Source organism: Brevibacterium epidermidis NBRC 14811, from assembly GCF_001570805.1.
Classification (GTDB): Bacteria; Actinomycetota; Actinomycetes; order Actinomycetales; family Brevibacteriaceae; genus Brevibacterium; species Brevibacterium epidermidis.
On the sequence record NZ_BCSJ01000003.1, the window covers coordinates 586,849 to 600,911 of the forward strand.

At 60.1% G+C, this 14,063-nt stretch carries 10 protein-coding genes; 8 read left to right on the plus strand and 2 right to left on the minus strand.

Going from position 1 to position 14,063, the window contains the following annotated elements; all coding sequences use genetic code 11:
- Nucleotides 1-64: 64 nt before the first annotated feature.
- The 6 genes from BEP01S_RS04270 (at nucleotide 65) to BEP01S_RS04295 (ending at nucleotide 7,608) form a co-directional block, all read left to right on the plus strand.
- The gene (locus BEP01S_RS04270; protein WP_244882043.1) at nucleotides 65-667 is read left to right on the plus strand and encodes a sugar transferase; all 603 of its coding nucleotides are present in this window, start codon (nucleotides 65-67) and stop codon (nucleotides 665-667) included.
- Nucleotides 654-2,015 carry a lipopolysaccharide biosynthesis protein gene (locus BEP01S_RS04275; protein ID WP_083532508.1) on the plus strand — a complete coding sequence of 454 codons (1,362 nt, stop codon included), beginning with the start codon at nucleotides 654-656 and terminating at the stop codon, nucleotides 2,013-2,015. The genes BEP01S_RS04270 and BEP01S_RS04275 overlap by 14 nt, the downstream gene beginning before the upstream one ends.
- A 4-nt stretch (nucleotides 2,016-2,019) precedes the next feature.
- The gene (locus BEP01S_RS04280) at nucleotides 2,020-3,198 is read left to right on the plus strand and encodes a glycosyltransferase family 4 protein (RefSeq protein WP_039212073.1); all 1,179 of its coding nucleotides are present in this window, start codon (nucleotides 2,020-2,022) and stop codon (nucleotides 3,196-3,198) included.
- A 108-nt stretch (nucleotides 3,199-3,306) separates the two neighbouring features.
- Nucleotides 3,307-4,857, plus strand: a complete 1,551-nt coding sequence (locus BEP01S_RS04285; RefSeq protein ID WP_062240768.1) for a tyrosine-protein kinase domain-containing protein — start codon at nucleotides 3,307-3,309, stop codon at nucleotides 4,855-4,857.
- Between the two features lie 20 nt (nucleotides 4,858-4,877).
- On the plus strand, nucleotides 4,878-6,416 hold the full coding sequence (locus tag BEP01S_RS04290) for an O-antigen polymerase (protein ID WP_157070511.1): 1,539 nt from the start codon (nucleotides 4,878-4,880) through the stop codon (nucleotides 6,414-6,416).
- A 70-nt stretch (nucleotides 6,417-6,486) separates the two neighbouring features.
- Nucleotides 6,487-7,608 carry an ATP-grasp domain-containing protein gene (locus BEP01S_RS04295; protein ID WP_157070512.1) on the plus strand — a complete coding sequence of 374 codons (1,122 nt, stop codon included), beginning with the start codon at nucleotides 6,487-6,489 and terminating at the stop codon, nucleotides 7,606-7,608.
- A gap of 59 nt (nucleotides 7,609-7,667) precedes the next feature.
- Here BEP01S_RS04295 and BEP01S_RS04300 read toward each other — a convergent pair whose 3' ends face one another.
- Nucleotides 7,668-8,924 (minus strand): type III PLP-dependent enzyme domain-containing protein, encoded by a 1,257-nt coding sequence (locus tag BEP01S_RS04300; protein ID WP_244882044.1) that lies wholly within the window; start codon nucleotides 8,922-8,924, stop codon nucleotides 7,668-7,670.
- A gap of 286 nt (nucleotides 8,925-9,210) precedes the next feature.
- On the opposite strand from BEP01S_RS04300, the gene BEP01S_RS04305 reads away from it, so the two are divergent.
- Nucleotides 9,211-10,245 carry an ATP-grasp domain-containing protein gene (locus BEP01S_RS04305; protein ID WP_062240784.1) on the plus strand — a complete coding sequence of 345 codons (1,035 nt, stop codon included), beginning with the start codon at nucleotides 9,211-9,213 and terminating at the stop codon, nucleotides 10,243-10,245.
- A gap of 46 nt (nucleotides 10,246-10,291) precedes the next feature.
- On the opposite strand, the gene BEP01S_RS04310 is transcribed toward BEP01S_RS04305, so the two are convergent.
- On the minus strand, nucleotides 10,292-11,497 hold the full coding sequence (locus tag BEP01S_RS04310; RefSeq protein WP_062240786.1) for a lipid II:glycine glycyltransferase FemX: 1,206 nt from the start codon (nucleotides 11,495-11,497) through the stop codon (nucleotides 10,292-10,294).
- Nucleotides 11,498-11,762: 265 nt separating this feature from the next.
- Here BEP01S_RS04310 and BEP01S_RS04315 point away from each other — a divergent pair, with 265 nt between their 5' ends.
- On the plus strand, nucleotides 11,763-14,060 hold the full coding sequence (locus tag BEP01S_RS04315; protein ID WP_062240787.1) for a response regulator transcription factor: 2,298 nt from the start codon (nucleotides 11,763-11,765) through the stop codon (nucleotides 14,058-14,060).
- Nucleotides 14,061-14,063 lie beyond the last annotated feature (3 nt).

Consider the following 14,063-nt stretch of genomic DNA (forward strand, 5'->3'; position numbering starts at 1 on the left):
TGCGGGACGTGTGCGCACATCGGAACGACTGCACAAACCGAAGGCACGGACTTCCTATGACCATGTGAAACGGATTGCCGACATCTGCTTCAGCGTCGTCGGACTCATCGTGGCGTCGCCTGTGATCGCCGGAGTTGCCCTCGTCGTCCTGGCAGTACACGGCCGACCGGTGCTCTTCCGGCAGCCTCGGCCAGGGGCCGGCGGCAAGGTCTTCGACATTCTGAAGTTCCGGACCATGGTGGAGCCCAACGGAGAGCGTGTGACTGACGGGCAGCGCCTGACTCGACTCGGCCGTTTCCTTCGAGCCTCGAGCCTCGACGAACTTCCTTCGCTGTGGAACGTCATGCGCGGTGATATGAGCTTTGTCGGTCCGCGACCACTGATTGTCGAATATCTCGCTCTCTATACACCTGAGCAGGCTCGGCGGCATGAGGTTCGTCCTGGCATCACCGGATTGGCACAGGTCAAAGGGCGCAACGAACTTGAGTGGGCAGACCGTTTCCGTCTCGACGTGGAATACGTCGACGGCAGATGTCTGCGACTCGATCTCTCCATCCTTCTGCAGACGGTGCGGACAGTCGTCGGGCGGCGGGGAATAAGCAAACACGGCCACGACACCATGCCGGAATTCACTGGATGGGAGGACACCAGTGATGTCGATAAGTGAAGGGCAGAGAAGCACGAAATTTGCCGCAGCTGTTTTGGTGGCGGCCCAGATCCTGGCGGCCGGTGGTGCAGTCGCAGTCAATCTGCTTGCCGCTGTCGTATTGAGCCCAGCGGGGCGCGGCGACCTGGCTTTTGCACTGCAATTGGCATACTTCCTTTCCGTTTTCGCTGTCATGGGGCTCGAACGGCCATTTATCGCTTCTCGGTCTGGAGCATTCGGCACCGAATATCGCGTCTTTGCACGCATGGTGACGCCCGGCACCCTCTGCGTTCTGCCCATTGCCTTCATCGCAGCCGCGCTGTCACCGTTCAGCACCAGATGGATGTGGCTGGGGGTGATCGCGATTGCTACTTATGTTGCGCTCAATTCATTGGTGCATGCACTGCGCGTCGCCTATGTCTGCAGCCGTGAGTGGAAATGGTTTGCCGTCAATGCGATCGCCACCCAGCTGATCATCGTCGTCGGAGCGGTATTGCTGGTGCTGATCGGTGTGAACGACCCAGTGGTGTGGATGTGGGCCTATGCGGCCTCCGCAGTACCGACAGTGGTTCTCCTGTTCGTCGCACCCCGCCCGCCGAAGCATTTGGAACCCACTCGAGCAGAGAAGCGAGGACTCCGCAAGCGAGGCTGGGTCCTGCTCCCCTCCGAATTCAGCAATTCCGCTATGTTGCGATCCGATCGTCTGCTTCTGCCGATCTTGAGCAGTTCGGCTGCACTCGGCCTGTACGTCACTGTTGCCACTGTTCTCGAGATGGCTACCTGGCCGGTGCAGCAGTGGGTTGATGCTTCATTGCGGAGTTGGTCTCAAGGCTTCTCTTCCCACTCTTTTCCGGTGGTGCGGATCATTGCCCGAAGCGTTCTGCTGCTGGTGGCTTCTGCCGCGGTACTTGCAGTCGCGGCATATGCAATGATCGTCTTCGTTCTGCCGGAATCGTATGCGCCGGCTGCAGCCGCCATCATTCCATTGGCGATATCCGCCGTCATCTTCGGTATCACACGTGTCCAACAGGGCCTCCTCATCGCTGCGGATTCCCCGGGAACGGTGTCGGTCGTTGAGATCATCGGCACCGTGGCTTCGCTCATCGCATACATCACTCTGATTCCGCACTACGGCATGTTCGGCGCGGCATACGGGTCCATCATCGGATATGCCGTCTGCGCAGCTGCCGGCGCCTTCACGCTCTTGCGTGTCATCAAACGCAAGTCACAGCAGTCGCACACAGCTGGGCTCGGCGATGACGAGATCAGTGGTGGTGCGAACCTGACAGACATCGAATCCGCGACAGCAATGCCCGCAAGAGCTGACGTCGAACTCAGAGACCGATATCCAGACCGGACAAGGAAGTGAAGTCATGGACGTATTGATGATCGCCCATTACACAGCAACCGGATGGCTGCCGAACGATCGCTTTGACAGCTTGGCGAGCATTCTTGCTCGCCGCCGTGCAGAAGTCGAGCTGGTCACGTCCTCGTTCCAGCACGCGTTCAAGACACAACGCGACACTTCGGTGGAACGGAGCCCGTTGTACTCGACCACCTATGTGCATGAACCGTCGTATCGGAGCAACGTCTCTGCCGGCCGTCTGCGCAGCCACCGAGCCCTCGGCAGGAACCTTGCTGAATACCTGCGTCAGCGGAAGGTCCCGGACGTCATCTACTGCTCCATGCCTTCTCTCGAAGTGGCTCAAGCCGCAGCCGAATTCGCGAAGAAGAACGATGTCAGATTCATCCTCGATGTGCAGGACCTGTGGCCAGAGGCCTTTGAAATGGTCTTGCGACCACGCTGGATGGTGCGCCAGGCAATGATCCCCATCCGCAGACGTGCCGAGGCGATCTATCGAGCGGCGGATGCGGTGGTGACTGTCTCTGAAACCTACTCAGAACGAGTCAGTTCGGCACGCAGAGGCGATTCGACTGTCTCCACCGTGTATCTCGGGTCGGATCTGACGAAGTTCGACGCCTATCCGGCTCTGCGGCCCACGCAGGCAGGAACCGCAGAGCTCGCATATATCGGAACGTTGGGACACAGCTATGACCTGCCTTCGGTATTCGGGGCTCTTCGCGAACTGAGGAGGGAAGGCATCCGCATGCGCCTGCACGTGATGGGAACGGGCCCCTTCGAAGATCGCTGGCGAAGAGAAACAGAAGATCTTGATGAGGACGTGGTGTTCTACGGAAAACTCGACTACCCGGAGATGGTCTCGCGGCTGCGGGGGTGCGATATCGCCATCAACCCAATCGTTGCGAACTCGGCGGCCAGCATCATCAACAAAGTCTGCGACTATGCAGCCGCAGGACTCCCCGTCGTCAACTCTCAGCAGTGTGCCGAGTACCAAGATCTTCTCACCGAGTATGGAGCGGGCATCAATTGCGAATCGACTCCGTCCGCATTTGCAGAGGCCCTCAAGAAGATGGCCAATGACCGTCGATTGGCAGAACGCGGCCAGGGATCAAGACGAATGGCCGAAGACCATTTCGACCGGTCAGTGACGTACGAACGACTCGGCGGGGTGGTCCTCGATGCGCGCTGATCGTGGACGCTCACCAGGTGGACATATCCATACATACGGGCAGCGGCGAAATCCCCGTTCTCAGACCTTTCAGCCAACCACACACTGTCGCGCAGAAAGTGAACGATCATGATTGTTCAGCACTATTTGACGATTCTCCGTGAACGGTGGGTCTACGCTCTGTCGACCGCCTTCATTGTGATAGCTGGGGTTGCCGGATTCACGGCGCTGCAGACACCGGTGTACGAATCGTCCGCAAACGTCTTCGTCCGAACTGATCCCGGCAACTCCGTCACCGATCGTTCGGCAGCAGCCGACTATGCCCGGCAGCAGATTGACACCTATGCGGATCTCGTTACTACTCCTATTGTGCTTGATTCTGCCATCAGATCTCTCGACTTGGATATCGACGCCGGACAGCTCGCTGACAGCGTCTCAGCGGACGTCCCCGAAGACACGCTGCTCATCTCGATCACTGCGAGAGCGGGTGGTTCTGAAGAGTCGGCGAAACTTGCGAATGCGGTGGCTGAAAGCCTGCAGGAACAGGTCGCAGATCTCGAAACCACCAGCGGAAAAGCGACAGTCCAGTTGACGGTCGTCACTCCTGCGACGGCGCCGAGAGTGCCGGCTTCGCCGAATCTTACGCAGAACTTCGTGCTCGGTCTGATCGCCGCAATACTCGCAGGGATGTTGGCGGCAGTGCTCAGAGATCGCTTGGATAACAAGGTGCGCAAGGCAGATGACATCGAGCAGCTGACAGACGCAGCGGTGATCGGAACGGTCCCGTTGATCTCCGCAGGAGAGAACCACGTCTTCGTCTCAGAACATGGGTCGCAGAATGTCCAGGCTGAACCGTACCGGGAACTTCGGTCGAATCTTCGTTTCCTCGAGCCGCGAGGCAAGAGCCGATCGCTGCTCGTCACGTCTTCGGTGAAAGGCGAAGGAAAATCGGTGACCTCTATCAACCTCGCATCCGCTCTCGCCCGCGGCGGCGAACGCGTGCTTCTCGTCGATGCTGACCTGCGCGATCCCTCGGTGCATCGGTATCTCGGTATTGAAGGGGGCGCAGGCCTGTCGACAGTGCTGATCGGGGATACCGAGCTGAAAGACGTCGTCCAGCCAATGGAACTGGCCAATCTTGCCATTCTTGCGAGTGGTCCGATACCCCCGAACCCGGCTGAACTGCTGGACAGCGAGCAGATGACAGTATTCCTCGAAGAAGCCGCCAAGCAGTACGACGTCGTCGTCTTGGACTCTGCACCAGTGCTTGCCGCGACCGACGCAGTGGCGATGGCTACTCGAGTGTCCGGAACCGTCTTCGTTGCACGGAACGGGGTTGTACGTCGAACGCAGATCACTCAGGCGCTGCGAAAGATCCAACTCGTGCAGGCCCGCCTTCTCGGAATCGTGCTCAACGGGGTACCCCGGACCTCAGGGACAGCATATTCGCAGACCTACGGCAGCAGCTATGACCCGCGTTCGACGCGGAAAGAACCCGACACTTGGGCTCACAGTGCTGAGCCGGAGACCAGCCATTCGAAGCAGCTGGCGGTCCGGCAGTCGGCAGCTCCTCCAGTTTCGGACCGCGAGATCCCTCTTTCAGTTTCTGACAGCTCTCTGCGTCCGGATCCGGGCCGTCGATCTGTCTTCCCTGGGATATGGGCGATCAGCAATGATTGAGCTCACGCAAGGTGAATGACGTGCTGTCGGCTGTCCGTACTCAGCGGCACCGCGCCGAAGCCCCGACAGGTGCCCTCCAGGACCCTGCCCGTTCTTCGATCTTCGCGGTATCACTGACCGCAGTCTGTGCGCTGATCGTCGTCATTGCTCGCATATGGTTCTCTGCGGACATCGAAGCAGCCGCATCTTCGAGCGGGGTCATCGCCGCGGTCTCATTTGCCCACGGCATGACACTGTTTGTGATGCTCGGACGCGATCGGATCACCATGCCGGGACTGTTCATGGCATCGAGTGCAGCAATCGTCGGAGTCAGCGGATTGCTCGTCATCCCAGATCCGTCATTCATCGTCGGCTCCCACCCTGAATCCTCCCTCAATACGGCTCTGTTCTGCGCTACGCTGACGCAGATCGGGATCGGAATGCTCTGCCTGAGAACCGATAAGATAGGGAGACCGGATGAGGTGGTGCTGCCGGTCCGCACTGTAAGGTGGGCCCTCGGCGCCGGAGTCCTCACTCTCGCAGCCACAGTACTTCTCGGAGATCGGCTGGGCGTGCTGGCGGATGGATTCGGATCATCGGCAATCCTGCTCATCTGCATAGCGCTTCTGCTCAGCCCGCGCGGCCTGGGGAGCCCCTGGAACATCGTGGCCATCGTCTGTGCACTTCTGGTGTATCCGACAGCCGTCATCTCGGGGACCGGCCGCCTACGGGCAATAGCGCTCATTCTGGCGGCTGTCTACATCTTCTTCCTCCGGTACGGACGTCAATGGCTGAAAGTCGTCGGAGTCTTCCTCGCTCCGATGATCCTTGCGGTGTTGGGGGTATGGCGCAAGGAATACGAAACCTCCTTGAGCGGCGAGCACGGGAACGACACAGGTCTCTCGTCGATGTTCGTCGGCATCGGCAACTTCGGGTCTCTGATACATGACTTCGATCTGGGAGGTCTCCCGACTCTCGGAGCATCGCTGCTGTCACCGTTGGGGGCGGCTCTGCCCGATGGGCTTGCGCCGGACTGGATGCCCGACGCCATCGGCTATCAGCTCGCTGCTCTGACCGACCCAGAACTGTACGGCACCGGGTTTTCCACGGTGGCAACCGTCTACGGTGATCTGTGGTGGAATTTCGGAGCGCTGGGGTTGATGATCGGCGTTCCGCTTCTCGCCCTGATGCTCGATCGCATCGACTCATGGACGATCCGCAGCTACCGACGTGCGGCTCAGGGGCCACGCGACCTCCTGCTCCTGGTGTTCTTCGCAGCCCTATTGGGTGGAGTCGGAGACATAGTCTGGTCCGGTTTCCACACTTGGATGGTGCGAATGTACGCGCGAATTGCAGCACTCGTCGTCCTCTGGCTGTTCACCTTCTACGTTCCGCGGCAGGTCTCTCCACAATTCGTCACCTTCCAACCAGAGGAGCATGAGCGACTTGCCGAAAGAGAGGATTCAGCCGTACAGAAGGTGCGACCTCGCAGGGCTGAGTCACCCGCCGGTTCTCTCTGCCGTCGCCACCGTCGACCGACTCGATATGTGAAGTTCTCAACCGCCTCGGTGCCACGATGATCGTCGATCTCGGTCCGACTTCGGATGAGAAGAGAAAAGCATACGTGCGTCGACGCTTGAAGCTGACTTCGTGCTCAGCCAGTACTGCCTGTTTGGATACATTGATCTGAGCGGTCGGTGTGAATGTCGAAACGCACTTGAAGGAGGATTCCGGATGAAGAATTCGAACGGGCTGAAGGTTGTCATTGCCTCTGCCGCGCACCGGGCGCATTATGTGGAGTGGTTCAAGACGGCCTTGCGGACCGAGGGAATCCACGGCGAAGTCATCGCGTTCGAGTATCGACGTACGGCTCCGACCCTGTCCCTGGCAGACCGTGGCGTGGTGATGCCGGCATACAACTCTCCTGAGTATCGCGAAGAGGTATTGAACTGGGTTCGGAAGGAAACGCCTGACCTCTTTGTCTCGGTGAATGACTATGAGCTTCAGGTGCTGGCCAGTGGCCTGGCAGAAGAGCTGAGTAGGGTCGGCTGCACAGTCGCAGCACTCGACGCCGATGCGCAGAACATCGTCCTCGACAAACACCTGATGGCTGCCAGGCTGCGTGACCGAGGGCTTCCCACTCCTGCGACGTGGCTCGGCAGTGAGGCTGACGTGGCGCAGGAGTCGAACTCGGGCGGCGGTTTCATCGTCAAGCATCGTTTCGGAAGCGGATCAGACGGGCTTCGCATTGCCACTGGTGAGACTCTGCAGGAAATGGTCATCGAATCGGCGAAGACGGCAAAAGATGCAGGGGGACGACCGACAACTCACGGCGAAGACGCCGTCATCATCCAGACCCTCTTGCCTGGAGCGGAGTTCGGCGTCGATGGAGTCTTCTCCCTTGACGGAACCGGCCGTTTGAATGGGGCACTTGCGAGGCGCAAAGACAGGATGAGAGGCGGAGACACCGATGTCGCCACAACAGTCGCAGCGAATCGCTTCACTCAGGCACTTGTCGAACTCGGAGAACTCCTCAAACCGGTGGGACCGATCGACGTCGACTTCAAAGAAGACGCCGAAGGCTCCCCAAATATCATCGATATCAACCCGCGGTTCGGCGGAGGGTACCCGTTCTGTCACCTTGCGGGAGCGGATGTACCCGCCTATCTGGTCCGTGAGTTGGCGGGACTGGCCGATGCTCCAACACTGCTGGACTATGAAGTCGGGGTGACGACGGCGAGAAGAGACGAATTCTCCGTTCTCCGTCGATAGTGCCGGCCTACAGCCGGCATGAGCTGCTTCGAAGCGTCAGGATCCAGCTTGAGATTCTGTCAAGAACCAGCTGCGACCGCGGCGGGTATCGATGCAGAGGCATCGAGCCACGAATGTCCGCTCAGATAGTCGTCCACCGAGCCCCTCCGCCTCACCAATGTCAAAGAATCGTCGTTCCGGACGAAGACAGCTGGAGGGAACTCGATGAAGGAAGACTGGTAGGACATCGTGTAGGCACCGACCCGGTAGAAGACGATCCGGTCACCTTCGGACAGCTGCGGCGCGTCTTTCACGACTGTCAGGCGGTCGTCTTCCATGCAGGTGAAGCCGCAGATCACCTGTTCGGGAATCGATTCCTCGGAAGTGGAATCGATGCGCACATCGAACACCCTCTGCCGCCGAAAGAGAGGATCGATATCGGTACGGCTGGCATCGGTGACAACATACCGGTGATCTCCGACGTCTTTGACGTCGACAACCTGGGAATGGAATTCCACAGGCACTGCAATCAGCGAACCACCCGGTTCGACGATCAATTGAGTTCGGCCGATGTCGACCGTTCCCTCGAGGCCGTCGCGAATCGTGGACACATATTGGTCGAACGTGGGAGTTCCTGCAGGACTGCCGAAGAACCCGCCGCCGATATCGATCCAATCGAGATCGAGGTCGAACTCGGAGATGAGCTCGGCAGCGAGCTCCGCCGATGCCTGATAGACACACAGACTCTGTGTGAGCGAATTCCGGTGCATATGGAGACCTGCAACCCTCACCCCTGCGGCCTTCAGCTCAGACATCGCTGCGCCGAGCTCACCGTTTTCCGCATTGAACCCGAAACGGCTGTGCTGTCCCGACGTGGTGCTCTCCCCAGGACATCTCTCTTCGAGATTCCAGTTGACGCGCAAACCCACGGAAAGTCTCTGCTCAGGCTGTTCCTCGGCGAGCTCGGCGGCCCATCTGACCTCTCGCTTCGAATCCAGGTTGACGACTGAACCGTGGGTGAGTGCTTGGCGCAATCGCTGCCGACTCTTGACCGGGCCGTTGAACACGATGCGATCCGGGCGATATCCCACGGACAGTGCAAGTTGGTATTCGGCATCCGACACCACCTCTGCCCAGACGCCCTGCGTATTCATAAAAGACAGAAGCCAAGGCAGTGCATTTGTTTTGAAAGAATATGACAGCACTGAATTCGGCCAATGATTCAAAAGTGCTTGGCGAAATCTATCGATGAATTCTTCGAGGACTGATGAGTCCAGGACAAAAGCCGGCGTTTGGGGCTCGTGCTGCCGGGTCCCGTGCTGCGCCACTTCAACCACTCTTTTCTGTATTTCGCGTCGTGTCTTCAATCAGTCTATGGAGAGCAGCTGGGATGCGGAGTCGTTTCACTGATTATTGCGGAGAACCGCATGCTGTCATCGGAATGTCTGATGATAGAAATAGAAACAAACTGATTCGGGCAGAATGGAATCGGAATTTCGCAGTAATATCCTGCGCCCCGATGTGCAAAAAATGTAACTGACGAATTCGGCCCGGGCGAATTCCATTTGTACAGAGACCGTCTTATGTGATCGGGGAGACTCGGACCAGTTCGAGGAGGACAGTGTGACAGCAAAGCCAGCGACGATCATCATCAGCTCAGCCGGGAGACGCCTGTATCTCATCGACTGGTTTCGAGAGGCTTTCGACGCTCTTGGCATCGACGGGCGAGTGATCGTTGCCGAAAACGATCCGACAAGCTCCTCTGCTTCCTACGGCGACGTCGGCCGGAGTCTGCCGAAATACGATGATCCCGACTACGGTCCAGAGCTGATGCGCCTGGTTGCCGAATTCGACGCCAAGATCTTCGTGTCGGCGAATGACTACGAGCTCATGCATGTTCATGTGAATAGTGGACTCGCGAACTCTCTTCGGGACAGCGGCGTGCTGGTGCCGGGAGTATCGGCGGCCTGGCAGGCCGGCTGTGCAGACAAGCTGCAGATGGCGAAGATGCTCACCGCCGTTGAGGTTCCGACGCCGACGACCATCAGCGGCGCGGATGACCAAGGAATCGATGAGCTGAGCGCTCAGGCCGACGAGTTCGTCGTCAAGCACAGATTCGGCAGTGGGTCCTCGGGCCTGCGGGTGGTCTCAGCAGACCACGTCGGTCAGGCGGTGACAGAATCTGCGCTTTCAGCCCCGGCAGCGGGTGGGCATCCGGGTACCAGGGATGGCGTCGTGGTGCAGCCGAAGCTCCCGGGAGCTGAATATGGTGTCGACATCATCGGCAGCCTGACAGACGGCGGAACGCTCAGCGGAGTTCTCGCCCGCCGCAAGGTTCGAATGAGAGCCGGAGAGACGGACAAAGCCGTGACCGTCGACCCCGCCCCCTTTGCTCGAATCGCTGAGCGGATTGCCGGAGCTTCAGATCTGACGGGGCTCATCGACGTTGACGTGTTCGTCGATGACTTGGGCAAGGCATCCGTGATCGACATCAACCCCCGATTCGGCGGTGGGTATCCATTCGTCCACCTTGCCGGCGCAGATGTGCCTCTCTACTATCTAGCACAGGCCTTCGGGGTTGATATCGGTGAGAGCTGGAACCGATACGAATGGAACGTCGTCTCCGCGAAATTTGAGAGTATCCGCGTCACGGGCTGACGAAGAGGGCCAGGCGAGAGCTCGATGAGGGTGAGCTGATGTCGCCTCAGCTGCCGACCTTCACGCCCCGGTGCGAGTATTCGCCGAGGCGGCTGACGAGGTCACGCATCTTGTGCGTGGCATCCGATTGGGCTAGGTCCCGCAGCGTCAGCAGGGAAGAGAATGCAGTGTAGATCCGCGGCCGCAGCGGCAGGTCCCAGACGCCGATGTATTCGTGCGCATCTGCTCCCATACCTGCCTTGAAGTGGATCAGGCCCGCAGTCGGAACATCGGGGTCCAAAGTATCTTGGCCCCCGCCGATATCGATGAGTTCGACTCCGTCTGCGACGGCGCGTCGGATGATCTCCCAATAGAGGGCATTCGACGGCCGTACCTCGGGCCTGAGCGTGCTCGTCGCAGCAAAGATGCCCTGCACCCTTCTGCCGATCTGCGCTGTGGCCTCGGCGGCGAGTACCTCGCCATTGTGCCTGGCGACATCGAACGTGATCCGACCGGGGAAGTCCACGGCCAAGGTTGTCAGGACTGATTCGATGTAGCTTCGAGGCTTTGCATTGAAATGGTTGCGGTCAGCTGTCTCCGCCAATATTCGGAGCACTTCATCGAGATCCGCCAGTTCTCCGGTCTGCGCTTGCACCCCCGCGCGTTCGGCTTTGCGGATATTCTTCCGCCACGTCTTCGACATCCGTGACGAGACGGCCTGTTCTGAGCCGCCTTCCAGCGAAAGGTGGAAATTGAACCGAGGTTGGCTGGCTTCGGCTTCCTTATTGCCGCGGACTTCCTTCCAGCCGAGTCGTGACAACTGGCGCACGATGTCACTCCCGACAGGATTGGTGTCGTCGGGAGCGAGATCGTCGAATCGGACAACGCTGGGATCTGTGAGTCCCTTCTTCACCGTGTCGGCATGCCAGCTTCGCAGCTTCAACGGCGGAGCGATCCTGACGGCGAAGATGTTCCTCGCGCGCAGATGAGCAGTCAAGGCCTGCAGCTGCTCTAGCGCACCCGGGGCGGCCCAGTCGATCAGTGGGCCCTGCGGAATGTAGGCAAAACGGAACCGAGTCCCAGGCAGGTTCTTGTACTTGACGAGCGTCGCAGCGACCAGCGCTCCGGTACTGTCTCGGATGCCCAGCACCTCATAGTCCCAGATCTGGCTGCGTGCGTCTCCCCATTGCGGAGTCTGCTGGTAGCTTGCGGTCTCGAAGTTTTCGAGGAACCGCTGGTACTCGGTGCTTTCAAGGCATTCAACAGTATGCATGGAATCAGAGTAGGGAGGCGCGGAGGGGATGACCGCAGATCACAGTGCAGCTTTCGTGCTTCCGCACTCCATTGGCGGATGACCGCATATTGCTCCGGTTAGTCGACAATTGCCGACGATTCACCGGCACATTGGGAGTCCGGGCAGGTCAGCAAGCTACGTGCTGGTCGTCCGAACGTTGACAGCGGGATGTAAGAGGGGAGCTCACGTGTACGTCGATGAGCGTGACGCGGGTGTGATCCGCCGAGATGGAGGATGGGCGACCATGAGCTCGAATGCTGAAGGGACCGCGCAGGATCCCCGCCTCAGCTTGGGAGACTTCATCGTCGAACTCGAATCCTCGGGCGTGGGCCCGGTCGACACCGATCTCAGCCATCTGCTGTGGACGGAATGCGCCGGTCGTGCTCGCTTCGCCGAGGCGGTCCTCCGCGCCGCTGCCACCGCTGGGGTCACAGTGGACCCCGAATCCGTGTCCTTCGCCGAATGGGTCGTCGAGCTGTGCCCACGTCTGTCCTTCGAGCTGGGACCTGGTGACACAGCAGCAGCCTCGGTGCTCGCTCAACTCAGCGATGTGTCAGAGAAGACTGCCGTGCGGGCACTGACCGCGGTGGCTGACGACCTCCTCGGCGGAATCGGCGTCAACGATCCTGACGGTGTGCTGAGCCGACTCCACTCCAGCGGGATACTCACCCGTGTCGAGGATCTGGTGCGGGGCTCACTGCTGCAGGTCCCCACCCTCATCGCTGCCAAGCTGCGCCATGACCTCGCCACTACAGCGGGTGGGAAACCAGTGATCGCCGCTCTTCTCGAAGTGCTCATCGAACATATGGAATCGGCAGGCACCGTCGAGCCCGAACTCCTCAGCGATGTGCTGCTCTTGGCTCGTCACGGCGGCTGCTGGCCTCAGCTGCTGCGAGTGACCGAGGCGGTGGGCATACCGATGTTCCTGCTTACGCCGCGGACCGCCTGCACCACGTTCCGTCTTCTGCCGCCCAAGATTCGCGCGGACTGGCCCGGGCTCGGATTCTACGGAACACTCGCCGAGGATATCGATGCCGATTCGGCTGTCGATCCGGCACGCATCCGTTCCGCCGCGATCAGGCATACCGGTCCGGGACTGCTCAGGTCTCGCCTGCCGGCGATCCTCGGCGCTTCGACACCGGGAGAAGAGGAGAGCGGAGAAGCTCGGACGGTCGGATTGCCGACCGATGTCATCGGCACTGTCCGTCAGCTGATCGGTCTCGCCGATTCCGGTCGCCACAGTGACGCCGCAGAATTGGGCATCCGGGCCGCGACGAAGATGCGCAGTGTGCGCGGGCGTTCCGTCGTCCGACTCCTCACCGCGATCGCACTCCACCATGCATCCGAGTCTCGCCGGGCACTGTCTCTGCTCAATGAGATCGAAGGGCCCGCTCGGGCCGGTCACATCGACGGCGACTTCCTGCTTCCGGCGATCATCGCGTGGACGGCTCTCATCGCGGCCGTCAGCGGCGACTGTGAGCGAGCCGATGCTCATCTCGCATTGGCCGCAGAACCGTCCGAACTCAGCCGAGCCGGGGCCGAAATCGGCATCAGCACTGGCCGTTCAGAGACACCGCCGAGCGTCATCATCGACGAGCTCGTCACTCCGCCGCTGCGTATCGCCGCGGCGCTGCGAGCCCTCGATCGTCTCGACTTGGAACGGGCCCAGGCAGAATTCGACGCACTGTCTGCGTACCCAGAAATGCGAACTTTGTGGGTCTATCTGCCCCTCATTGCACGGACCTTGGCGGTGCTGTCCGCAGAGGCCGAATCAGATCTGCTCTTCGTCAACGACGATGCGGAGCGATTTCGTGACAGCGGAGTCCTCTCCGAAGCTGAGACGGATCTGCTGGCATTCGGGAGAAGCATGGTCTTCATCGCTCTCGGTCAGCTGCGATGGGCCGAGCTCGACCGCGAGAAGCTCTCGCCGACGTGCGACTCGCGCATCGTCCTCGACGTCCGCTCGAAGCTTGTGGCCGGCCGCAACGACGAGGCGATTGCGTGTGCCGATACCTGGTTCTACCACCGTTCGCTCGGTCCGCGCAGCCGCGCAGAGCTCGCGGCCATCCGTGCAGCGGCCAAGCTGCGCACTGGGGACGCGGCTGCCGCGAAGAGTGACTTCCCAATGGCGGTGAGCCTCTCGACCTGGGTGAGCTCGCTGCTGCCGCTGGCACTTCTGCCGCTGCCTGATCGCAGTCGACTCATCGACCTCACGGCCGATTCGCCCGTATGGGCGGAGGCCGCGAACGAGTTCTCCGAGACTTTCACCTCACCGGCCCAGCTGATGGAGCGGCTGCGTGAAATCGGTTCGGTCTCTGTCGACAGAGCTGAAACGCCGCAGTTGAGTGCGGGCGAAGCCCAGCTCATCGACTTCCTGGCACGCGGCCTGTCCGTCGCCGAGATCGCCGAAGAGCTTCATCAGGTGACAGGCACGGTGAAGAACCGTCTCTCCGCCCTCTACCGCAAATTCGGAGTCTCGAACCGGGCAGATGTGCTCATCCGGGCCCGGTCGTTCGGCTACCTGACCGAGCAGCACGACTGACGA